Source organism: Lactobacillus sp. YT155 (genome assembly GCF_030504545.1).
Classification (GTDB): domain Bacteria; phylum Bacillota; class Bacilli; order Lactobacillales; family Lactobacillaceae; genus BQUT01.
Genome location: NZ_JAUKWP010000001.1, coordinates 449306 through 469409 on the forward strand (window position 1 = coordinate 449306; position 20104 = coordinate 469409).

The 20104-nt window shown below is 35.0% G+C and carries 24 protein-coding genes; 12 read left to right on the forward strand and 12 right to left on the reverse strand.

The window, feature by feature from the left end:
• Positions 1–50 precede the first annotated feature (50 nt).
• The gene (gene proC / locus Q2T76_RS02390; protein ID WP_302083741.1) at positions 51–821 is read left to right on the forward strand and encodes a pyrroline-5-carboxylate reductase; all 771 of its coding nucleotides are present in this window, start codon (positions 51–53) and stop codon (positions 819–821) included.
• Positions 822–836: 15 nt separating this feature from the next.
• Here the strand turns inward: proC and Q2T76_RS02395 are convergent, their stop codons facing one another.
• From Q2T76_RS02395 to Q2T76_RS02405, 3 genes are all read right to left on the reverse strand, one after another.
• Positions 837–1340 carry a GNAT family N-acetyltransferase gene (locus Q2T76_RS02395; RefSeq protein ID WP_302083743.1) on the reverse strand — a complete coding sequence of 168 codons (504 nt, stop codon included), beginning with the start codon at positions 1338–1340 and terminating at the stop codon, positions 837–839.
• A 15-nt stretch (positions 1341–1355) separates the two neighbouring features.
• Positions 1356–1769 carry a hypothetical protein gene (locus Q2T76_RS02400; protein WP_302083744.1) on the reverse strand — a complete coding sequence of 138 codons (414 nt, stop codon included), beginning with the start codon at positions 1767–1769 and terminating at the stop codon, positions 1356–1358.
• Between the two features lie 102 nt (positions 1770–1871).
• The gene (locus tag Q2T76_RS02405; RefSeq protein ID WP_302083746.1) at positions 1872–3086 is read right to left on the reverse strand and encodes an MFS transporter; all 1215 of its coding nucleotides are present in this window, start codon (positions 3084–3086) and stop codon (positions 1872–1874) included.
• Between the two features lie 125 nt (positions 3087–3211).
• Between Q2T76_RS02405 and Q2T76_RS02410 the strand changes: the two genes are divergently transcribed.
• Positions 3212–3802: an ECF transporter S component gene (locus tag Q2T76_RS02410; RefSeq protein ID WP_302083747.1), complete on the forward strand. Its 591-nt coding sequence runs from the start codon at positions 3212–3214 to the stop codon at positions 3800–3802.
• A gap of 52 nt (positions 3803–3854) precedes the next feature.
• Here Q2T76_RS02410 and Q2T76_RS02415 read toward each other — a convergent pair whose 3' ends face one another.
• From Q2T76_RS02415 to Q2T76_RS02440, 6 genes are all read right to left on the reverse strand, one after another.
• Positions 3855–4580: a class II aldolase/adducin family protein gene (locus tag Q2T76_RS02415; RefSeq protein WP_302083749.1), complete on the reverse strand. Its 726-nt coding sequence runs from the start codon at positions 4578–4580 to the stop codon at positions 3855–3857.
• A gap of 1 nt (position 4581) precedes the next feature.
• Positions 4582–4815 (reverse strand): hypothetical protein, encoded by a 234-nt coding sequence (locus tag Q2T76_RS02420; protein WP_302083750.1) that lies wholly within the window; start codon positions 4813–4815, stop codon positions 4582–4584.
• Positions 4816–4873: 58 nt separating this feature from the next.
• Positions 4874–6367, reverse strand: coding sequence for a PTS galactitol transporter subunit IIC (locus tag Q2T76_RS02425; RefSeq protein WP_302083752.1), 1494 nt, complete (start codon positions 6365–6367; stop codon positions 4874–4876).
• A 19-nt stretch (positions 6368–6386) separates the two neighbouring features.
• Entirely contained in the window at positions 6387–6701 is a 315-nt protein-coding gene (locus Q2T76_RS02430; RefSeq protein ID WP_302083754.1) for a PTS galactitol transporter subunit IIB, read from the reverse strand.
• Between the two features lie 15 nt (positions 6702–6716).
• A complete protein-coding gene (locus Q2T76_RS02435; RefSeq protein WP_302083756.1) occupies positions 6717–7184 on the reverse strand; it encodes a PTS sugar transporter subunit IIA in 468 nt (155 codons plus the stop codon).
• A 165-nt stretch (positions 7185–7349) separates the two neighbouring features.
• The gene (locus Q2T76_RS02440) at positions 7350–8018 is read right to left on the reverse strand and encodes a type 1 glutamine amidotransferase (protein WP_302083757.1); all 669 of its coding nucleotides are present in this window, start codon (positions 8016–8018) and stop codon (positions 7350–7352) included.
• A gap of 66 nt (positions 8019–8084) precedes the next feature.
• Here Q2T76_RS02440 and Q2T76_RS02445 point away from each other — a divergent pair, with 66 nt between their 5' ends.
• Complete coding sequence (locus tag Q2T76_RS02445; RefSeq protein WP_302083759.1) at positions 8085–9395, forward strand: aminopeptidase C; 1311 nt, start codon at positions 8085–8087, stop codon at positions 9393–9395.
• Between the two features lie 35 nt (positions 9396–9430).
• On the opposite strand, the gene Q2T76_RS02450 is transcribed toward Q2T76_RS02445, so the two are convergent.
• Positions 9431–10252: a LysR family transcriptional regulator gene (locus Q2T76_RS02450; protein WP_302083761.1), complete on the reverse strand. Its 822-nt coding sequence runs from the start codon at positions 10250–10252 to the stop codon at positions 9431–9433.
• A gap of 123 nt (positions 10253–10375) precedes the next feature.
• Here Q2T76_RS02450 and Q2T76_RS02455 point away from each other — a divergent pair, with 123 nt between their 5' ends.
• The 7 genes from Q2T76_RS02455 to Q2T76_RS02485 all read left to right on the forward strand — a co-directional run bounded on the left by Q2T76_RS02455 (position 10376) and on the right by Q2T76_RS02485 (position 17344).
• Positions 10376–11572: an OFA family MFS transporter gene (locus Q2T76_RS02455; RefSeq protein ID WP_302083763.1), complete on the forward strand. Its 1197-nt coding sequence runs from the start codon at positions 10376–10378 to the stop codon at positions 11570–11572.
• Positions 11573–11574: 2 nt separating this feature from the next.
• A complete protein-coding gene (locus tag Q2T76_RS02460) occupies positions 11575–12504 on the forward strand; it encodes a 2-dehydropantoate 2-reductase (protein WP_302083765.1) in 930 nt (309 codons plus the stop codon).
• Positions 12505–12781: 277 nt separating this feature from the next.
• Entirely contained in the window at positions 12782–13666 is an 885-nt protein-coding gene (locus Q2T76_RS02465) for an aspartate carbamoyltransferase catalytic subunit (protein WP_302083766.1), read from the forward strand.
• A complete protein-coding gene (locus Q2T76_RS02470; protein ID WP_302083768.1) occupies positions 13666–14925 on the forward strand; it encodes a dihydroorotase in 1260 nt (419 codons plus the stop codon). Before Q2T76_RS02465 ends, Q2T76_RS02470 begins: the two co-directional genes overlap by 1 nt.
• 101 nt (positions 14926–15026) lie before the next feature.
• On the forward strand, positions 15027–15725 hold the full coding sequence (gene pyrF / locus Q2T76_RS02475; RefSeq protein ID WP_302083769.1) for an orotidine-5'-phosphate decarboxylase: 699 nt from the start codon (positions 15027–15029) through the stop codon (positions 15723–15725).
• Complete coding sequence (pyrE, locus tag Q2T76_RS02480) at positions 15725–16354, forward strand: orotate phosphoribosyltransferase (protein ID WP_302083771.1); 630 nt, start codon at positions 15725–15727, stop codon at positions 16352–16354. The genes pyrF and pyrE overlap by 1 nt, the downstream gene beginning before the upstream one ends.
• Positions 16355–17344, forward strand: a complete 990-nt coding sequence (locus Q2T76_RS02485) for a quinone-dependent dihydroorotate dehydrogenase (protein ID WP_302083773.1) — start codon at positions 16355–16357, stop codon at positions 17342–17344. It abuts the gene before it with no gap.
• Positions 17345–17361: 17 nt separating this feature from the next.
• Here Q2T76_RS02485 and Q2T76_RS02490 read toward each other — a convergent pair whose 3' ends face one another.
• Both Q2T76_RS02490 and Q2T76_RS02495 read right to left on the reverse strand, forming a co-directional pair.
• Entirely contained in the window at positions 17362–18333 is a 972-nt protein-coding gene (locus Q2T76_RS02490) for a 1-phosphofructokinase family hexose kinase (protein ID WP_302083774.1), read from the reverse strand.
• A 10-nt stretch (positions 18334–18343) separates the two neighbouring features.
• Entirely contained in the window at positions 18344–19078 is a 735-nt protein-coding gene (locus tag Q2T76_RS02495) for a DeoR/GlpR family DNA-binding transcription regulator (RefSeq protein WP_302083776.1), read from the reverse strand.
• Between the two features lie 198 nt (positions 19079–19276).
• Here Q2T76_RS02495 and Q2T76_RS02500 point away from each other — a divergent pair, with 198 nt between their 5' ends.
• Both Q2T76_RS02500 and Q2T76_RS02505 read left to right on the forward strand, forming a co-directional pair.
• Entirely contained in the window at positions 19277–19756 is a 480-nt protein-coding gene (locus Q2T76_RS02500) for a PTS sugar transporter subunit IIA (RefSeq protein WP_302083778.1), read from the forward strand.
• Between the two features lie 12 nt (positions 19757–19768).
• Positions 19769–20083, forward strand: a complete 315-nt coding sequence (locus tag Q2T76_RS02505; RefSeq protein ID WP_302083779.1) for a hypothetical protein — start codon at positions 19769–19771, stop codon at positions 20081–20083.
• The last annotated feature ends 21 nt before the right edge of the window (positions 20084–20104 follow it).

The following is a 20104-nucleotide window of genomic DNA, read 5'->3' on the forward strand; positions in this document are numbered from 1 at the left end:
TCGTCACTTAGTTTATGATGAATTTATTACAGCTTCATTAGGAGGAAAATATGAAAGTTGGATTTATTGGTGCCGGCAGCATTGGATCAGCCATGATAAAAGGATTGATCAATTCAGGGATGTCACCCCAAGATATTTTGGTAAAAGGTGGACACTCAAATAGAGCCACAAATTTACAAAAAGAACTAGGTTTTGAACTAGTTAGTGATGAAACAGAATTAAAATCAACTGAAATTATCATTGTGGCCGTGGGAACTCCAGCACTAGATAATGTCTTCTCACAACTAAAAACATTTGTTGACCAACAAGTTGTAGTTTCGGTGTCAGGTGGCTCAACGATTGAATTCATGCACAAATATTTACCTGAAAAACCAGTTGCTTTTGCAATTCCTAACACACCCGTTAGCATCGGTGAAGGTGTAGCCGGGATTTCTTATGCTGATGAATTCACCGAACAACAAAGAAATCTTACCAAAGAAGTTTTTGAAAAAATGGGAAGACTCATTGAAGTTCCAGAATCACAATTAGGAATTCTAGGGACAGTAGCTGGTTGCTCCCCTGCTTTTATTGATGTATTAATTGAAGCATTAAGTGATGCTGGTGTCTTGAACGGCTTGCCACGTGAGTTATCATATGAAGTAGTTATACAAATGCTAATTGGTTCAGCTAAACTAGCTCAACAACATAATGGTCATGTTGCTGAACTTAAAGACCAAGTAACTAGTCCTGGTGGTAGCACTATTCGTGGTGTCGCAGCTTTAGAAGAATATGGATTTAGAAATGCTTTAATCAAGGCAGTTGATAAAGCAAATAATGGCTAAACAAAAAACTGACGATTAATCGTCGGTTTTTTTATACTTATAAATTGTCATTTCTGAACCATCAACAGAAGAAATATCATCCCATTTTTCAACGAAGTGCATACCCATTTTTTCCATAACACGACCTGAATTCATGTTTTGTTCGGCATGGTAGGCAAAAATTTCGTGAATATCGTGTGCATGAAGTGCAAAATCAATTAACGGTTTGCCAGCTTCAGCAGCAAATCCTTGTCCCCACTTCGATCTAATCAAAGCGTAGGTTACATTGGGTTCATCGCTGTCGTAATGGAATTCGAAAAAGCCGATCAACTCGTTAGTGGACTTTTCTTCAATGCCAAAAACATCGGGATTATTAAGAAAATGTTCTGTAAATTTGTCATTAAATTCTTCGTCAGTTTGAATGTTTCGATAACGAATGAACTTAACACCTTCTTTGTCAAAAATCAGTTTCTTTAAAGATGCTTTATCTGCTTCGGTAATTGGTCTTAGAATTAATCTTTCGGTTGTGAATGTTGACAAAATATCATCTCTTTTTTATTGATTTTCGTAAACGGTTGAGTTGTTAACCATTACTAGTAGTACCTGTGGATCTAAACCATTGTTCCATAACAGAACGATTTTTTGAATTTTGGGACGGTGTCCTTTAACAATTTCCTTGATGATAACAACGGTTTTTTTACCTTCTTGTTTCTTAATCCAGGTCGATTTATCTGACGCATCATAATTATATTCTTCAAAAGTTTTAATAATGAATTCGTCTTGTGATAATGCGATGGCGGGTTCATTTTTTTTGTTATTGTCCTTATCTTTGACGATTGCTTTTTCTTGTTTTGTTTCTACATGTGTACTTTTTTTATCGTTAGTACTTTTATGATTTTTACTACTTGTTGATGAGCAACCGCTAAGAAATATAGCAAATAACAAACAAACAACTATGATTCTCTTCATAGTCACCTCCTCTATATTTTTAGTCTTTGCATAAATTATTATGATACGACCAAGTTTGTTTAAATTCTATTATATATAATAATGATGACTATTAAAACATAATTATTTTAAATAGTTTGCTTCACATCTTTTTTGGAATTGAGTAATTGTTAGCAATACAGCTATTGACAATCCGATGATAATTACGCCGTAAAATGTTCCTATAGTCAAATCATCAGTAAATAATGATACTGCTGCTTTGAAGAACCAAGTAGATGCGGCAAATCCTAAACTGGTAATTGCAGAGAAACTACCTATAATAATAGGATATTTTTTCTTGGAGGATAAATTCGAAAGAATAAACGGAATTGTGGATAAAGTAATTGAAGTCCCCATTCCCATAATAAAAGCACCAATAACGGCTGATAAGAAACTGTGGAAGTTAATATAAATTATGGCTCCAGCAACAAAGGCAATTTGTCCTATAGCCAAAAGATGATAACGGAAAGTTCGATTTAAGACATTAATTGATAAGCCAACGGCGATTGAAGCTGCACGTAAGAATAGTAGCGTTGTTCCGGCAGTGCTTGGTCCACCAATGTGATAGTCATGGAGATAGACCGCAACTTTTGTATTCAAAACTGCGCCTAAAATTAGACTGACAAAACCAAGCAACAGTAAGCAAATAATTAAAATCCAACCGGTTTTACTAATTGACTGATTATTTTGTTCAGTGGCATCATCTAATTCTAAATTTTCACGGTCGCTAGGTTTAACATTAGGGATGAATAAAATGGCAAACAACAATGTAATTATCGCAACACCATATATATAGTAGTTATGTACCCAACTGACTTCGGCGAGTAAACCACCTGAAAACATTAGTAACATTGAGAAGCCATCTTCTAAGGCAATATTAATACCAAACATCCGGGAAAGTTTTTTACCACTAAACGTTCTAGCGGTTAAACTGGGAATTACAGTTGTTATTGCTCCTGTTCCTAATCCAACGATTAAGGCAAACATTAATAGTTGGTTGACATTGTGGTGAATAAAGATAGGAAACAATCCACCAATGATTAGCAAAATTGAACCAAAAATAGCCGCCATTTTATAAGTTATTTTTTGAAGTAAATAACCGAAAAAAATCGCGGAGATCATTGATGAAACATCACCAATTGAGGCAATCGATTCTACTTTGGTCGGATCAGTTGTGGGAAATGCTTGTTGAATTTTGCTGATGGCTGGTGAAAGAACTGAACCTAAGCGACTAGCCATGGTCAAAGCAATGATACCAACTATAATAAGAATAACTTTATTTTTGTTTTGTTTAGTCATGAAAAACTCCCCTTAAAAACACTGTTAATACTATGCCCTAAGATTAAATATTTTTCAAATATTATTAATCGGTTAAAAATCTAGTCATTGTTTGGTATGATAAACATATTTTAGGGGGTATGAGCATGAATAAGTCAAAAGCTTACCGAATATCTATTTTAGGAATATTAAGCGCAATTATTATTTTACAATCACTGATGCCAATGATGGGATACCTTCCTCTCGGGGTAGTAAATGTTACGATCATTCACATTACTGTAATCGTGGCCGCAGTTGTTCTAGGACCAACAGATGGTGCAATTATTGGATTAATCTGGGGTGTATTTACCTTATTTAGAGCCTTCACCTCACCTACAAGTCCGTTAGATACACTAGTCTTCACGAACCCAATTATTACCATTATTCCCAGAATTTTAGTTGGTTGGTTTGCTGGATTAGCATATCAAGGATTAAAAGGAAAAATGAACAAAGTTTTGGCAATGGGAATTACCGGAGCCATCGGTTCAATTACTAATACTGTTTTGGTATTAGCGCTTATGCGAATTATGTTTGCTCAAGCTATGATGACGACTTACCACGCATCTGAAGGTGCTTTGAATGGAATTCTAATGACTATTGTAACGGCTAACGGAATTCCTGAATTAATAGCCGCGGTTATTCTAGTCCCATTAATATCGATGGCAATCTTTAAGACTAATAAGTTTTTAGATAAATAAAACGAACAAAATTTTAAAACAAAAAAAGACCTAAATTAATAGGTCTTTTTGTTTATTTTAGAAAGGCATCTGTATTTTTTCCACAAGAATGATAATCATCTAATAATCCTAGTTTTTTAAAAATCGCTTGTTTATAAGCAATTTCAGCATTCCACTCAACAGTTTCAAGAATTTCAGTTGCTGAATGAAGATTTTCAGCAGTAATTAGAACACCGTGACTATTTAACAAAAAGATATTAAATAATGCTTTATCGCCAATTTTTATTATTTCATTGTACACTGTGTCAGCAAGTTCCTTAGAACAAGCAGGTGCGTAATTCAAACACTTAATTTTACCCAGATCTTGGGTAACCTCTGTCACGTTTGGCATATCAGTTCCACTTGTTGCCCAAAACATTGAATTTTTGGCGTGTGAATGATAAACACAATTAATTCCTGGATTTGCTTTATATGCTTCTTCATGCATATTAATTTCACGTGTGAGTCTTCCTTCTCCAGTGAGTTTTTCTCCTGTTTCCAGGTCCACTACTATTATTTGAGCAAATGATAGTTTGGCATACCACGCTTCACTCATCATGGTGGGAGTCATTATCAAGTAATTGTGATTAGCAACATAATTGATACCGTCATATGAAAAATCTTTGTCTGTAGTAACCTTGACGGATATGTTACCTCCGGCAACGTTTGTCATTTGACGATTAAACATTTCACGAGCGACATTTGCCAGATCTCTGCGTTCGTCTTCAAAAGGTAAAATTTCACTTGTAATTACTGACATATTACTGCTCCTTTTCTTTTTTTGCCTGTTGTTTAGCTAATTCAAAATCTTTAATTTTTTTAGCTCTTCGTTTGTTATATTTTTCATTTATATATTTGTCTCCAAATTTATAAATCAGTAAGTTAATAAGAATCATCACTATACAAAGAGGCATATTGTTATTTACTATTGCTGCGAAAGTTATGATAGTGGCAATGAATAATGCTAAAGACCACATAATTTTTTGTTTTATCATGAGTACACCAACTTAACTTAATAGATGCTATTGTTTATAGCCTAAATTTTGGAAGCCATTAATTTTGTGTAGGTTTTTTCTTAGAAACATTAGAGAAATCTTGACCATCTAATGAATCAAGTTTTAAATTAGAATTGTCTATATTCTTTGATTCTTTTATAGGTTCTTCAGAGGGTGTTACAGTATTTTCAGTTGCTACAGCAGGAATTCCATAACGTTGACTAGGTAAAGCAATCTTATTTTGATCAACGTATAACCAAACGAATAGAGCGAGGAATATAATAGCACCTAAGATAGCCCACCATTGTCCGTTGAATGCTTGAGCAAAGAACAGGCGGAAATCGGGTGCTTCAAAAGTACTCCAAGATAGTTGCTGACCTGCAGGAACCTTAACTGAATGAGTTTTTTGAGCTAGTTGCGTAATAATTGGTGCAAAGTAAGTACCTCCATATAGGAAAATTGGAGTTGTAATGATACCTAAGGCTATCATTCTCCAAAGATTTGCACCTGTGAGAATTAAGGCAGCTACAACGAACGATAAGTTAATTATGCCGGCAAACGGAAGAACGGTATTACCTGGAAGAATCATGGCAAAAATCAACATAATAGGGACAAGAATGATGACTGTTACCCACAATTCGTTACGACCAGCTAAAATTGGCCAATCTAAACCAATATAAATTTCGCGACCTTTGAAACGTTTTTTCATCATATTATTCATGGCTTCAGCAATTGGATTGAGTGCTTCCATGAATAGTTTAGAAATCATAGGAAACAAGGTCATTGCGGTTGCTGCTGACACTGCTAACCCTAAACTTTTGGATATACTATAACCAGCACCGAATCCTAACAAGACACCAATAATGGCACCCATAACTGAATTCTCTCCGAACATACCAATTTTCTTTTGAAGAGCGTTAGCATCTGCGGGCTTATTGAAGATTGGGATGAAATCTAATAGTTTATTCAAAGGTTGCAAAAGTACTGCGAATAAACCGATTAAATGAGGCACAGTAACACCAGGCATTCCGGTTAAATCTTGAATGTGACGTTGCCACATATCTCCGGCCTTTAATTCTAGTACAATTTGAATACTTGCCACTATAAATCCGTAAAGTGAGTTTCCTGTGACATAATAAACAACGACGTAAGTAAAAATCTTATTCCAAACATTCCACATATCGACATTTAATGTTTTTGTCCATTTAAATGTGAGCATAATAAAATTAATTATTAGTAGTAATGGGAAGAATAAAAATGCGGTTTTATATGACCAAGTAATGGCTGCAACTCCAGTCCAACCAGCATCAATTGAGTTTAAAGATAGATGAAAAAGCTTTGACATGCTTTTTGCGGCTGGTGAAATAGTATCCATCATATAATTAACAACTAGAGTCATTCCAGAGAATGCAATACCTAGAGTTAATGCAGATTTGAATGCTTTTCCAAACTTTAATCCTGCAACTGTTCCCAAGATAAGCATGATAATTGGAACAAATACAGGAGCTCCTAAATTTAGGACCCAATTAACGACATCTTTTAAAATTTCCATAATAATGTTCTCCTATGTCTTATTGATTTTTTAAACTGTATAAGGCATTCACTAATGGTAGGTATTCGTCCCCCCCCATAGCACCTGTCAACACATTTACGCCATTGACATCATAAATTCCTTCCTGTTCACAAATATCCATAATTTCAGGAGTAGGTTTTGCCAACCAAACGTAGACATCATAATTTTTTAGTACATTTGCTAACTGTTTGAAATCGGTGGCTTCTACTTCTACGCCTGTGATCTTATGATCCTCAAGGAATGATTTAACTTTTCCTACAACGGTTTCGGAAGTTGCTACACCACTACCGCACGCTACTACAACTTTAGTCATATTAATTACCTTCCTTTAAAAATTATTCATGAAGAGATCATACATTGAATCTTTATCTGCAGCAGATTTGAATTTATTAACAAATTCTTTATCATTCATTAATTCCATGAATCGTTGAAGTAGTTTTACTTGTAAATCTTGTGTTTCTTCAACAATTCCAAGGAAAAAGAAATTTTTTGTTTCTTCATCGTCACCAATTCCCATTTGTTGAACTGTAATGAGATTTTTTGTTTGTACGACAGCAATAAATGGACGTTTGACGTTTTCTGGATTAGCGTGTGGTAAAGCGATTGGCAAATTTGCTGTTACAACACCTGTCGGGAATTCATCCTCTCTTTTATTTAAAGCATCTAGAAAAGTAGATTGAGTATATCCATTACTGTCCAGTACTTTTGATACCTGTTCAAAAATGTTTTGCCGAGTAGATCCTTCGACATTGAATAAAATAAGTTCTTTATCGAACAAATTGCTTAGTTCACTCATAAGCAGCTACCTCCTACTAGTAGATTGATAAAATGTATAGGTTATTAAGTAACCTCATATTAATTATATCAAAAATAATGTAAACGTTTACAAATTTTTATATAATACATTTTATTTTGCTAATATTTTTTTACTTATACAGAATAATATAAAAAGTTCAGACCATTAGGCCTGAACTTTTTTGTTAGCTAAAATTTTATCAACGATGGCATTGGCAACGTTGAGATTTTTAAGAAGTGGTCCGTGGGAATAGCTTCCGATTGTTGATTTATAAACCATTCCTTCATGACCTTCGTCGGGATTATTACCATAACCTTCAATCATTTTTCCAAAGTAATCGAGCTTATCTTTATCATCAAAGTAAGTTCTACCGCTGTGGTTTTCAAAGGCTACGACAGTTCCCCATTTCGTTTCATACTTGGTATCGCCAATCATCCGGCTGTCAGCCTTGAAAATTGTGTGGAATGGCAATATATCCAATCCTTGGATTTTCTCGCCCCCACTTGTGAGGTAGTATTCACCAAGCAATTGATATCCACCACAGATACCAAGCATTGGGTGATCGGCTTCAATATATTCAGTCAAAGTCTTTTTGTGTCTTTGTAGGTCAACTGCTACAACTGATTGTTCGAAATCTTGTCCGCCGCCAAAGAATAAAAAGTCGTAGTCAAAGGCATTGAGCTCGTCATCTAAACTAATATTATCCACAGTGGTTGTGAATCCTTTTTGCTTAAAGAGATAGTCAAGAATTTTGATGTCGCCACTGTCGCCATATGTGTTCATAAGGTCTTCATATAAATAGGCAATCTTTATATTATTTACTTCGTTTGTCATTACTGTCCTCATTAGAAAATCTGTTATATACTAATCTACATTATATAAGAAGTCGGGGTAAAAGATATGGATAACGAACTTAATCGTCAAAATTTATCAAAATTTAAAGAAAATCTACACCAAGTTGCTAAAAGTGAAGTACTTAAAAACGCTGTCGCTAATGTTGGTATAAATAAAGTTGCTCAAAATTTCGCTAACAGTCATCTTGATGATACTTTTTCACTAGACTTGGATACAGGTAAGGTTAGCAATCAAAAAAGATCTGGCCGTTGCTGGTTATTTTCCACATTAACCAATCTTCGTACTGATTTTGCGAAAAAATACAATGTAAAAGATTTTGAACTTTCACAGAACTATTTATCATTTTATGACCGCTTGGAGAAAGCTAACTACTTCTTTAAAAACGTTATCGATACCGCATCTTTACCCATTGATGATCGAAAAGTCGCGGTGATTTTTCAAACCGGAAGTGATGACGGTGGTCAATGGCAATTCTCAGCCAACTTAGTGAGAAAATATGGCGTAGTTCCCGATTATGTTATGCCTGAAACTTATAACTCTTCCAATACCTCTGAATTTAGCGAGGTTTTGAATAGTTATTTACGCAAAAAAGGATTGGAATTGCGGAATTTAGTTAAAGAAAACAAATCAACCGATGAATTTGTCGAAGCATGTTTGAATGATGTCTACCGGATGTGTGTATATGCGTTCGGAGAACCAGTCGAAAATTTTGACTTGATGATTCGTGACGATAAAAAGAAATTAATTGCTGAAAAAAATCTTACCCCACAAGAATTTTTGAACAAATATTTCGAGATTGATCTAGATGACTATGTGGTATTGATGAGTTCACCTCAATCCGATAAGGAATATGACAAGACTTATCGAATTGAATATCAAGGCAATGTTATCGGACAACCTGATGAGAAATTCTTGAATAAACCAATTGCTAGATTGAAAGAATTAGCTATCAAACAGATGCAAGATGGCGAAACTGTCTGGTTTGGAAACGATGTTTCAATTCAATCCTTGCGCAAGGAAGGAGTTCTTTCAGCAGAACTCTTTGATTACGATAATCTCTTTGAAATCAACTCAATGATGAACAAAGCCGATCGACTAGATACCCGACAAGGACAGGTTTCTCATGCCATGGTTCTTACAGGTGTAAATTTAGAAGATGGCAAACCAACTAAATGGAAAGTGGAAAATTCCTGGGGAGAAGAGGTTGGAAGCAAAGGTTACTTCGTCATGGACGATAAGTGGTTTGATGAATACGTCTATGAAGTTGTTGTAAACAAGAAATACTTAACAGCACAAGAGCTTGAACAGTTTAATCAAGAATCGATTGTATTACCAGCATGGGATGCAATGGCATGATGAAATATAAAAAAGCCTAACTTAGTTAGGCTTTTTTATATTCTTATTTTCTCAGCATCTTCTTCGAAGCTTTTGTTATAGATTAAATAAATTGAGATTTTGTCGTTTTTCAAAAAATCATTTTTCAAAACTTCTAAATGTTCTTGATTCATTTGGTAAAAGCTCTCTGTAGTTAATGCAATTCCGTAACCATTTTTGGCTAGATTGATGCTTGATTCAAAATTATCAATTTCGTATTTTCCGGGATCGTTAATTCCAGTTTGATATTCGAATAAGTCTCGCAAATAAAATCCGGGTTTAAAGGTGATTAAATGATCAACTAGATATTTCACTGATAATTTTTGTGTGAAGATTCCCGGTTTGGCAGCAAGGACCACTCGATCATGATAGAGGAACTTTCGTTGATAACGAATGCTTTCTGGTGGGTTAATCACGATTGCCATGTCTAATTCGCCACTTGCGACCTTCTCAATTCCCTCGGTACTAGTGAGTTCTTCAATATAATATTCAAAATCTTCAGGACTTTGTTCGAAGTTTTCGATTAGTTGAGAAGTTAAGTAGGTGATGGAAATGCCTAATTTGATTCGTTTTTTATAGGTCAATTTGTTAACTAAACTTTTGTACTGATTAAGGAGTAATTCCATTTGTGGTAAGTAGTTAGTCAACACTTGTTCACAGGCTATGCCACGCTTTTTTCGAACGAATAGTTGTACACCTAACTTGTCCTCAGCGCTCTTGATTTGTTGGCTTAAAGTCGACTCAGAAATATCTAATTCTTCCGCTGCTCGTGAATAGTTTAACAATTTGCTTAGAGTTACGATGTATTCCATTTGGCTGATGGTTAATTTGCTTTTCATGCCACATATCTCCTTTAATTAACTATCGATTTTTTCGATTAATACAATAGTAGTTGTCTGGTTGTATAAATGTCAAATTATAATATCATGAAGTTGTTAAATATTTCACAAAGAGGTGACGAAATGAAAAAGGAAGTAACGATGAATCGCTGGGTGATGTTGGCGGCTCATATTGTCATTAATTTTATTTTAGGTGGAGTTTACGCATTTAGTTTCTTTAAAACTCCTTTGATTGATAAGTTCCATTGGGATCCAGCTATGTTAGCTTTGGCCTTCTCAATTAACATGGGAATTATTCCAATTCCGATGATTTTGGGTGGTAAATTAATCGATGATGGAAAAGGAAAACTGGCAATTATTATTGGTGGGATTCTCTTCTCACTAGGATTTATTCTTTCTGGATTCGTAACTACGCTACCAATGTTGCTCTTAACATATGGAGTAATCGCAGGGTTCGGTTCTGGATTAGCATTTACAGGGAACTTGAACAACATTATGAAATTTTTCCCTGACAAACGTGGATTAGCTTCGGGATTAGTCTTATCTGGTGTTGGTATTGGTACTCTACTATGTACCGAAATTGCGAAATTCTTCATGAAGAGTAATGACATTACTAATTCATTGCTCTATTTAGGAATTGTTTATCTAGTTGTTTTGTTTGTGGTTCAATTCTTTATTAGAAGTGCGCCCGCAAGTACAAGTAACAAAATTCCTGCCTCCAAAGTCGACGCTGATTGGAAAACAATGCTCAAGACTTCTAGATTCTGGATTCTTTTCTCAATTTTAGCAATGGGTTGTTTTGCCGGAGTGGTAATCAGTTCAACTTCTGCTCAAATTGGAATGGAACAGTTTGGATTGAAAGAAGCTGCAGTCATTGTTAGTTCAGTTTCTATCTGTAATTCAGTTGGTCGAATTTTCTGGGGATTCATTTCTGATAAATTAGGTCCATTTAATGCGATTGTCGTTGTTTATGGACTTTTAGGAATTGCAATGGCAGGATTATTAATGATTAATGGTGCTGTGCCTTACTTCGTAATTGCTAGTTTTATTGGATTTACTTACGCTGGTGTCTTAACCATCTATCCAAGTTTAACGAGTATCAACTTTGGATTGAAACATCAAGGAATCAACTATGCGTTTATGTATTTTGGATTTGCAGTCGGATCTGTTTTCTCACCATACGTAACATCATATATTGGAAAAGAAAATCACAACTATGACTTATCATTCATCATTTCAATTGTTTTGATGGTGGTATCAATTGGTTTAATTTTTGTTGCTAAGAAAATGACTGAAAAAATTGTGCATAAAGGAGAATAATCATGAAAATTGGAATTGCTGGATTCGGAGCTATGGGTTCTTTATTTGCTGCTAAGTTATTGGAACACAATAACGAAGTAGTTGCGATTGATGGCTGGGATCAAAATGTTAATACATTGAACGAAAAAGGATTAACTTTTGAAGACAATGGAGAAACAAAAAATTATTCTATCAAGGCTTTATTTCCTAAAGATGTGAATGAAAAATTTGATTTGATTTTATTGTTCACTAAAGCAATGCAATTGGATGAAATGCTAACTAACCTTGGTGATTCAATTGATGATACTTTATTACTTGTACTAGCCAATGGTGTTGGTAACGTGGAAACAATTGAAGGACACTCATCAAGAGATAATATTATGGCGGGAACGACTCTCTGGTCATCAGAATTAGTAGGTCCGGGCTCAATCAAAGCATCAGGGACAGGTTCAATTAATCTTCAATATTTGGGAACAAGTAAAGATGCTAAAGTAGCCGAAGTTGTTGCCGAAATGAATGCTTCTGGTTTGAACGTCACTCAATCAAATGATGTTATCAGTGTTATCTGGACCAAAGCTGCCTTTAACTCAGTTATCAACACTTATTGTGGAATTCTGGATTGTTCAGTTGGTCAATTTGGAACAATCAAAGATCGTGATTTTTTGATGGATTCAGTCTTGGATGAAATCAGCGAGGTTGCCGCCGCTGAAAAAGTTGAATTCCATAAAGAAAAAGTGAAAGCAACTTTGGAAGAACAATTTGACCCTAAGAAGAGTGGTAATCACTATCCATCATTACACCAAGATTTGTCTAAAGGAAGAAAAACTGAAATTGACTTCTTGAATGGATATTTCGCTAAGTTAGGTGAGAAGCACGGCATCAATGTTGATGATAATAGCTTGCTAACAAGTATTATTCATGCCAAAGAAGATTTGAACGAATTGAAGAAATAGTATTGACTTATTAATTTACAATTTGTATTATCTAAACAACATAACTTTTAAATAAGTCCAGAGAGGCTTGAAAGGTATCACAGGAGATAGACTAAATCTATCAAAAATGAAACTTTCTTTGTCGAACTGGCAGAGAAGGTTTTTTGTTGCAGCAAGAATTTTTAATGGGATCCAGTGAGATTCTAAAGATTCTGTCTTTTTAGTGTAAATAATAGGCAAAAACTTTAGGGATACTGGATAACAATCTGGTATCCCTTTTTTATATTAGGAGGAAAAAATGGATAATATCTTAACAATGGACACGGTGGCAACAAACGATGTAATGCGGATTATTGAGAGAGCTTTGGAATTCAAAAAAGGAGCTAAAAGTTCATTTCAAAACAAGAGCGTAATGAATATGTTCTTCGAAAATAGTACGCGGACCAAGACAAGTTTTCAGATGGCCGAAGCTAATCTAGGAATGAATGTTTTAAACTTTGATGTCGATACTTCGTCCATTAAAAAAGGGGAAACATTGTATGACACAGTCAAAACAGTTGAAAGCATTGGTGTTGATGTGGCAGTGATTCGTGACAGTCAAGATGCATATTATCAACAATTAAAAGATGTAAATATCCATATTCTTAATGCCGGTGATGGCAAGGGACAACACCCATCACAAAGCTTCTTAGACCTAATGACAATTTATGAAAAGTTCCACCACTTTGATGGTTTGAATGTAGCAATAGTCGGGGATTTGAAGCATTCAAGAGTTGCCCATTCAAACAGTGTAATTTTAGAAAAACTTGGAGCCAATCTATTCTATGGTGGACCAAAATCTTGGTACACCGAAGAATTCCATCACTTTGGGCCACTGCTACCAATTGATGAATTAGTGGGAACTATGGATGTGGTGATGCTATTGCGAGTGCAAAAAGAACGTCTAGCAACCGATGAACAATTTGCCGCAGATAACTATCTGGAAACCTATGGACTAACTAGTAATAGAGCTAACAAAATGAATTCGGAAGCAATTATCATGCACCCAGCGCCAGTTAATCGCGGAGTTGAAATTGCTGATGAAGTTGTTGAATGCAATAAGTCAGTAATTTTCCCACAAATGACAAATGGCGTTTTTGCCAGAATGGCGATGTTAGAAGAAGTCCTTCAAGGAGAAGCTTAATGCTAATTAAAAATGGTAAAGTTTTCCAAAAGGATCATTATGAAAAACTAGATATTCTGATTGAGGGCGATAAAATTGTCAATCTATCACCAGAGATTACAGTTTCAGATGATGAAGTAATTGATGCACAAGGAAAAATTGTTAATCCAGGATTTATTGACGTTCATGTTCATTTTCGTGAGCCAGGACAAACTGATAAAGAGACGATTCTGACCGGATCTCAAGCAGCAGCCAAGGGTGGATATACTACCGTTGGTGCCATGCCTAATGTTATTCCAGTTCCCGATACATCAGAAAAATTTCAGATACAGCAAATTCTCAATCAACAATCAGTAATTACTTTGGAACAATATGCGCCAATTACAACTAATGAAATCGGCGATGAATTAGTCGATTTTGAAAGAATGCAGAAGTTAGGGGCATTTGCCTTTTCAAACGATGGACATGCAGTTAAGAATTCGCGAACAATGCTACATGCAATGAAAGAGATTGCCAAAATTAACAGTCATTTGGCAGCCCATATTGAAGATGTTGATTTGTTCAATCACGGAGTTATCAATAAAGGGAAAAAATCCGCAGAATTTGGCTTGCCAGGAATTTCTGAAGCAACTGAAACTGCTCAGTTAGCAAGGGATTTGGTGCTTGCTAAAGAAACGGGAGTTCATTATCATGCTAGTCATATTTCTACCAAAACAAGTGTAGAAATGATTCGTTCCGCAAAAAATGACGGGATAAATGTGACTTGTGAAGTGACACCGCACCATTTATTACTGTGCGAAGACGACATTAAAGAAGATAATGCGATGTACAAGATGAACCCGCCTTTACGAACTAAGGAGGATCAAGCAGCGTTGATTGCTGGTCTGCAAGAAGGGGTGATTGATATGATTGCCACCGACCACGCTCCGCATACTATGACTGAAAAAACACGCGGATTCCTGAGAAGTAGTTTCGGCATCTCGGGAATAGAAACAGCTTTTTCATTGTTATTTACGAAGTTAGTTAAGACTGAAACTATCACATTAGAAAAGTTAATCCAGTTAATGTCGGTGCACCCTGTGGAAATATTTGACCTCCCAAGCCCGGAAATTCAAGTAGGAAATACAGCTAATTTGAATATTATTGATTTAGAAAAAGAATCAGAAATTCAAGCGACAAAATTCATTTCAAAAGGAAAAAATACTCCTTTTGATGGAGTAAAAGTTTCTGGACAAGTGACAGCAACTATCTGTAATGGACAAATAGTATATGGAGGTTAGAGATGAAATTGTGGTCGGTTTTTAAAGAAGAAATCTTACAAACTTCCATTATTAATACAAAATGATTTTATGGCGACCATATTATCGAAAAGGAAACCAATATGAATAAACCATTAATTATTGCCCTAGATTTTCAGGAACAAACCAAATGTCTAAACTTTCTTAAGTCTTTGATGCAACAAGGCTATAAGCCATTTGTAAAAGTTGGGCTAGAAATGTTCATTAATTATGGACAAGATTTTATTAAAGCTTTACGAGATTGGGACCTGCCTGTTTTTTTAGATTTGAAATTGAATGATATCCCTAACACGGTGGAGAGAACCTGTGAAGTGATTGCTAAGTGGAATATTACCTATCTAACAGTTCATGCAAATGGTGGATCACAAATGATTGCAGCAGCAAAACGTGGGTTGCAAACAGCCGATAATCGAACCAAGTTATTGGCAGTAACTCAGCTGACGTCTCTAGATGATAATGATTTAAGAAATGATTTCAAAATAGAAATGACGAGCCAAGAGAATGTCTTTAATTTAGCTCAGTTAGCTTTTAAGAGTGGTGCTGATGGAGTTATTTGTTCGGCCGCAGAGAACTTGGAAATTAAGGCTAAGACTTCAACGAATTTTCTATGCATTAATCCCGGAATTAGACCGGCCTGGTCGGATAGGAACGAACAAAAAAGAGTGGTAACACCAACTCAAGCTAAAGTCTTTCAAAGTGACGGAATTGTAGTTGGACGACCAATTACGCAAGCTCAAAATGAAATTGAAGCTTATCGAAAAATTCAAGGAGAGTGGAACTAATGTATACTTCGCAAAAATTAATTCAAGATTTACTAAAAATTAAGGCTGTAACTTTAAGTCCTGATCAACCATATGTTTGGGCAAGTGGTTTACAAGCACCAATCTATACAGATAATCGATTAACTTTTGGCCATACTGAAGTTCGTCAAAACATCGCTAAATTGATGGCTTCCATAATTAGGAAAAACTATCCAGAAGTGACGGTAATTTGTGGCGTTGCCACTGCCGGAATTCCTCATGCCACCGCCGTAGCCAATATTTTGAATTTGCCACTTAGTTATGTGCGACCACAGCCAAAAGATCATGGACGTGGGAAACAAATCGAAGGTTGTGTCACCGCTGATGACAAAGTCGTGGTAATTGATGACTTAATTTCGACTGGTGGAAGTGTCTTGAAGGCAGTGGAAGTGGTTAGAAGAACTGGGGCACAAGTATTGGGGACCACCGCAATTTTTTCTTACAACTTGCCACTCGCTGATGCTAACTTTTCCAAGCACAACACTCAATTAATTTCGTTAACAAATTTTCATGAACTTATTCAAGAAGCAAAAGATAGTAAATATATTAATGACTACGAGTTGTTGCTGTTAAGAAGATGGTATCAAGAATTGAAAGGGTTGGTTAGTTAATTGATATTATATAGATTTTTCAGACCACTAGTTTTCTTGTTCACACCAGAATTTGATCACCACCTAGTAGGATTTTTTCTCAGTCTAATCCATCGAAGCAGATTGCTAACAAAGTTAACTTGTAAACTATTCAAAGTTTCCAGTGCTCAGAATGTTGAAATCGCGAGAATTAACTTTCCCAATCGAATAGGGATGGCTGCAGGTTTTGATAAGAATGGAACTTTTTATAATGGCATAGCTGCCTTAGGTGCAGGTTTTGTTGAAGTCGGCAGTGTGACGCTAACTGCACAACCGGGGAATGCTAAGCCGCGGGTTAAAAGATTGGTTGAAGATGAAGCAATTATCAATCACATGGGTTTGAATAATGTAGGCGTTGAGAAAGCGCAAAAGAATCTCAGTAAAGTGCAATCCATTGTGCCAATTGGTATAAACATTGCTCCCAATCATGGACTGACAACAAAAGAAATGATTCAACAAATGACAAAATCTGCGGAAGCTCTTGAAAGTGAGGGTGATTTTTTAGTTCTGAACTTGAGTTGCCCGAATCAAGACGGTGTGAAGAGTCTCCAAGATGCTGGAATTATTAGCCAATTGTTGGATGAGATTGAAGCAAAAAAACCTATTTTTCTTAAATTTAGTAGTGACTTACCAGATGAAAAGTTGCTAGAAAGCATTGCAAAAAATATTGAACGAATTAGTGGTGTAGTGATGTCGAACACCACGACCACGAGAGAAAACTTGAAATCAAAAAATCAAAAATTTGTTGGTGGATTAAGTGGGAAACCATTATTCAATAAAACACTGAAACAAGTGAAACTGGTACGACAAAAATTCCCAGAAGATTTAGCAGTTATTCATTCAGGAGGAATTTTTACCGTCAGGGATGTCAAAGAATCTCTGGCCGCCGGCGCTGATTTAGTAGAGATATACACATCATTAATCTATCAAGGACCAACAATTTTCAAGGAAATACAAAAAAAGACTGCCTGAGAGGCGGTCTTTTTTGGTTATTTTATTTTTGAAATGGTTATTTTGTTTTTTAAATATTCTACTTCTTCACTTTTTATGAATCCTATTTCAGAGTGCATGGCATTAGAAATGCCACAAGCCATACTTGTTCTGATTAACGACTCATTGTTTAAATCGTTGTCTAGAGCAAAACACAAACCACCTATAGTGGCGTCACCGCTCCCGGTTGGATTAATTGTTGTAATTGAAGGGATTTTTGCTTGATAGTATTCGGTATTGATTTTAAATAAAGCTCCTTCTTCGCCCATTGAAATTATTACATTATCTACAAATTTTAAATTACTAGAATTAATAGCTTTAATAGCCTCAGGCATGCTACTTATTTCTTTCTTGACTAATGTTGATAATTCCGAAATATTAGGTTTTACATAGTTAATACGAAGATTCATTTTTTTTATGTTGTTTAGAGTTGTTTCTAATAAATTACTTGATGTATCCAGAATTATTTTTATCTTTGGGTTTAGTTCGTTGGTTAATTTTATTAAGTGACAATAAATGTCACTTGGTGCCTCTGGTGGCATACTACCATTAATTGATACAACATTTATTTGAGGATTTTTTTTAAGAGTAGATAGATAGAAGTCAATAAATGAGTCTAGTCTTTTTTTAGAAATTGGCTCACCGGCTTCATTAAATTCTGTTTGTTGATCATTTTCGTGCATGACAGTTGTGCACAAGCGTGTTTCACTATCTAGTATTTGAAAACTATTTGTCATCTTATTTTTAGGGGTTAAGTCATTTAAGTGTTCAGCAATGTATCTTCCATTTGATCCACCTATAAATCCAGTTAAAAAGACCTTTGAACCTAGAATTGAAGCTACTCTTCCTGCATTTATTCCTTTCCCACCGATATATTTATTTAGTGACACTCTGTTCAAACTGTTGAGTTGTAGTTTTTTTAATCTATAAACATTATCTACTGATGGGTTCAAAGTGATTGTGAGCAACATATCAAATCTCCTAAATTATTTTTCCAAGTTTTCTATATTTTTTTAATAATTCTTCACTGATTTTGTCATCAGTTATTACGCCATTAATGTTATCTAAAGTTTCAAAAGTATATGTATCGCTACTATCAAATTTTGTGTGGTCACACAAAATGTAATTCAACTCTGATCTTGAAAAAACAGCTGTTTGGATTGTTCCTTCGTTAACGTTTGCAGTTGTGATGTTGTTTTTGTTGATTCCGTTAGTGGAGCCAAATGCAACATCAATATTAATTGTTCTTATAGAATTAATAGCCGCTTCTCCCACGAATTCTTGGGTAGTTTTATGATATTTTCCACCTGTAAGAATTACTTTCTCATTTAAGTTGGTCATATAGTCAAAAACAGGAAGACTATTGGTTATAAAAAGTATATTTCTATTGATTAATTGAGGCATTGAGGCAATTACAGTTGTTCCAGCCCCTAGGAAAATAGTTTGTCCATCTTGAGCGATGCTCGCAACTTTTTTTGCTATTTGTTGTTTAAGGTCGATATTTAGACTTTGTTTTTCTTCAGTAGAAAGCTCTTTGTTGATGATTTTTGCACCACCGTATATTTTTGTGACTTGTCCTTGCTTCTCTAATTCATCTAAATCACGACGAATGGTCATATTCGAGACGTCTAATGTTTTTGCTAGAAATTCCGTTGTACCATATTCATTATCTCTAATTATTTTAGTTATTTTATTTAGTCTTTCTTGTTTTAACATAGTCATTTCCTGTTCTTTCTTGTTTAATCGTGTTAATTCTATCACAGAGATTAAAAAAAAGAAATAATACAATATTGCCGTCATTGAGATAAATTACCATCAAATTTTAAAAAGGTTGACAGAAACGAAGTTAAGAAATAGAATGAAACCGTTAACAAATATAAACAAAAACACAAAATCGAACAAAGGAGGTTGAAAATGATTGAAACAACTTTTTCATATATGGTTCATAACGAATTGATTGATCCTAGCATCGATGTTAATTCTGAGGAGGAATTATTTGAAGTTGTTGGTAAGCGCTTACTAGATTTGGGATATGTGACTGATGGATATTCTGAAGCAGTTAACAAAAGAGAAAAAGAATTTCCCACTGGGTTGAATGCTGATGCATTCACAATGGCAGTTCCACATGTTGATCCAGAATTTATTGTTAAACCTTTTGTTTACATATGTAAGACAAAAAAAGATCTTGATCTTAAGCAAATGGCAATTAATACCGACATGAAAACAAAGAATTTCTGCTTTTTAGGTATTAAAGAGGCTACGGGACAAGCTAATCTTTTGAAGAACATAATTTTTGCCATGAGAGAAGAAGACTTTATATCAAGATTCACTAATGCAAAAACATCAAAAGAATTGGCATATGTAGTAGGTGAATACTTGGATAAAAAATATTAGGAGGAAAGAACAATGAAGACAGTATTGATTTCTTGTGGAAGTGGCGTTGCAAGTAGTGAAACAACAGCATCACTTTTCAATGATCAGATTGAAAATGAAGGATTGGAAAATGAACTAGATACTTTTGTTTGTCCTGTTGGTGAAGCTGCCAGTGTCATGGAACAAAATAAGGATATTGTGGCATATATTGGAATTGAAACAGATGATGTTATCGAACAAGCAGAAAAGATGAATTTGCCCCATTTTAATATGAACCCATATTTAACATTTGATGATGAGGCACAAGAAGAAATTTTTAACTCAATTAGAGAAAAAAGTGGAATTTAATTAATTTAACTGATAAGAGGT

Coding starts and splice junctions, on each gene's coding strand:
- proC (WP_302083741.1), top strand. CDS start 51: ATGAAAGTTGGATTTATTGGTGCCGGCAGCATTGGATCAGCCATGATA.
- Q2T76_RS02400 (WP_302083744.1), bottom strand. CDS start 1,769: ATGAAGAGAATCATAGTTGTTTGTTTGTTATTTGCTATATTTCTTAGC.
- Q2T76_RS02405 (WP_302083746.1), bottom strand. CDS start 3,086: ATGACTAAACAAAACAAAAATAAAGTTATTCTTATTATAGTTGGTATC.
- Q2T76_RS02410 (WP_302083747.1), top strand. CDS start 3,212: ATGAATAAGTCAAAAGCTTACCGAATATCTATTTTAGGAATATTAAGC.
- Q2T76_RS02415 (WP_302083749.1), bottom strand. CDS start 4,580: ATGTCAGTAATTACAAGTGAAATTTTACCTTTTGAAGACGAACGCAGA.
- Q2T76_RS02420 (WP_302083750.1), bottom strand. CDS start 4,815: ATGATAAAACAAAAAATTATGTGGTCTTTAGCATTATTCATTGCCACT.
- Q2T76_RS02425 (WP_302083752.1), bottom strand. CDS start 6,367: ATGGAAATTTTAAAAGATGTCGTTAATTGGGTCCTAAATTTAGGAGCT.
- Q2T76_RS02430 (WP_302083754.1), bottom strand. CDS start 6,701: ATGACTAAAGTTGTAGTAGCGTGCGGTAGTGGTGTAGCAACTTCCGAA.
- Q2T76_RS02435 (WP_302083756.1), bottom strand. CDS start 7,184: ATGAGTGAACTAAGCAATTTGTTCGATAAAGAACTTATTTTATTCAAT.
- Q2T76_RS02440 (WP_302083757.1), bottom strand. CDS start 8,018: ATGACAAACGAAGTAAATAATATAAAGATTGCCTATTTATATGAAGAC.
- Q2T76_RS02445 (WP_302083759.1), top strand. CDS start 8,085: ATGGATAACGAACTTAATCGTCAAAATTTATCAAAATTTAAAGAAAAT.
- Q2T76_RS02450 (WP_302083761.1), bottom strand. CDS start 10,252: ATGAAAAGCAAATTAACCATCAGCCAAATGGAATACATCGTAACTCTA.
- Q2T76_RS02455 (WP_302083763.1), top strand. CDS start 10,376: ATGAAAAAGGAAGTAACGATGAATCGCTGGGTGATGTTGGCGGCTCAT.
- Q2T76_RS02460 (WP_302083765.1), top strand. CDS start 11,575: ATGAAAATTGGAATTGCTGGATTCGGAGCTATGGGTTCTTTATTTGCT.
- Q2T76_RS02465 (WP_302083766.1), top strand. CDS start 12,782: ATGGATAATATCTTAACAATGGACACGGTGGCAACAAACGATGTAATG.
- Q2T76_RS02470 (WP_302083768.1), top strand. CDS start 13,666: ATGCTAATTAAAAATGGTAAAGTTTTCCAAAAGGATCATTATGAAAAA.
- pyrF (WP_302083769.1), top strand. CDS start 15,027: ATGAATAAACCATTAATTATTGCCCTAGATTTTCAGGAACAAACCAAA.
- pyrE (WP_302083771.1), top strand. CDS start 15,725: ATGTATACTTCGCAAAAATTAATTCAAGATTTACTAAAAATTAAGGCT.
- Q2T76_RS02490 (WP_302083774.1), bottom strand. CDS start 18,333: ATGTTGCTCACAATCACTTTGAACCCATCAGTAGATAATGTTTATAGA.
- Q2T76_RS02495 (WP_302083776.1), bottom strand. CDS start 19,078: ATGTTAAAACAAGAAAGACTAAATAAAATAACTAAAATAATTAGAGAT.
- Q2T76_RS02500 (WP_302083778.1), top strand. CDS start 19,277: ATGATTGAAACAACTTTTTCATATATGGTTCATAACGAATTGATTGAT.
- Q2T76_RS02505 (WP_302083779.1), top strand. CDS start 19,769: ATGAAGACAGTATTGATTTCTTGTGGAAGTGGCGTTGCAAGTAGTGAA.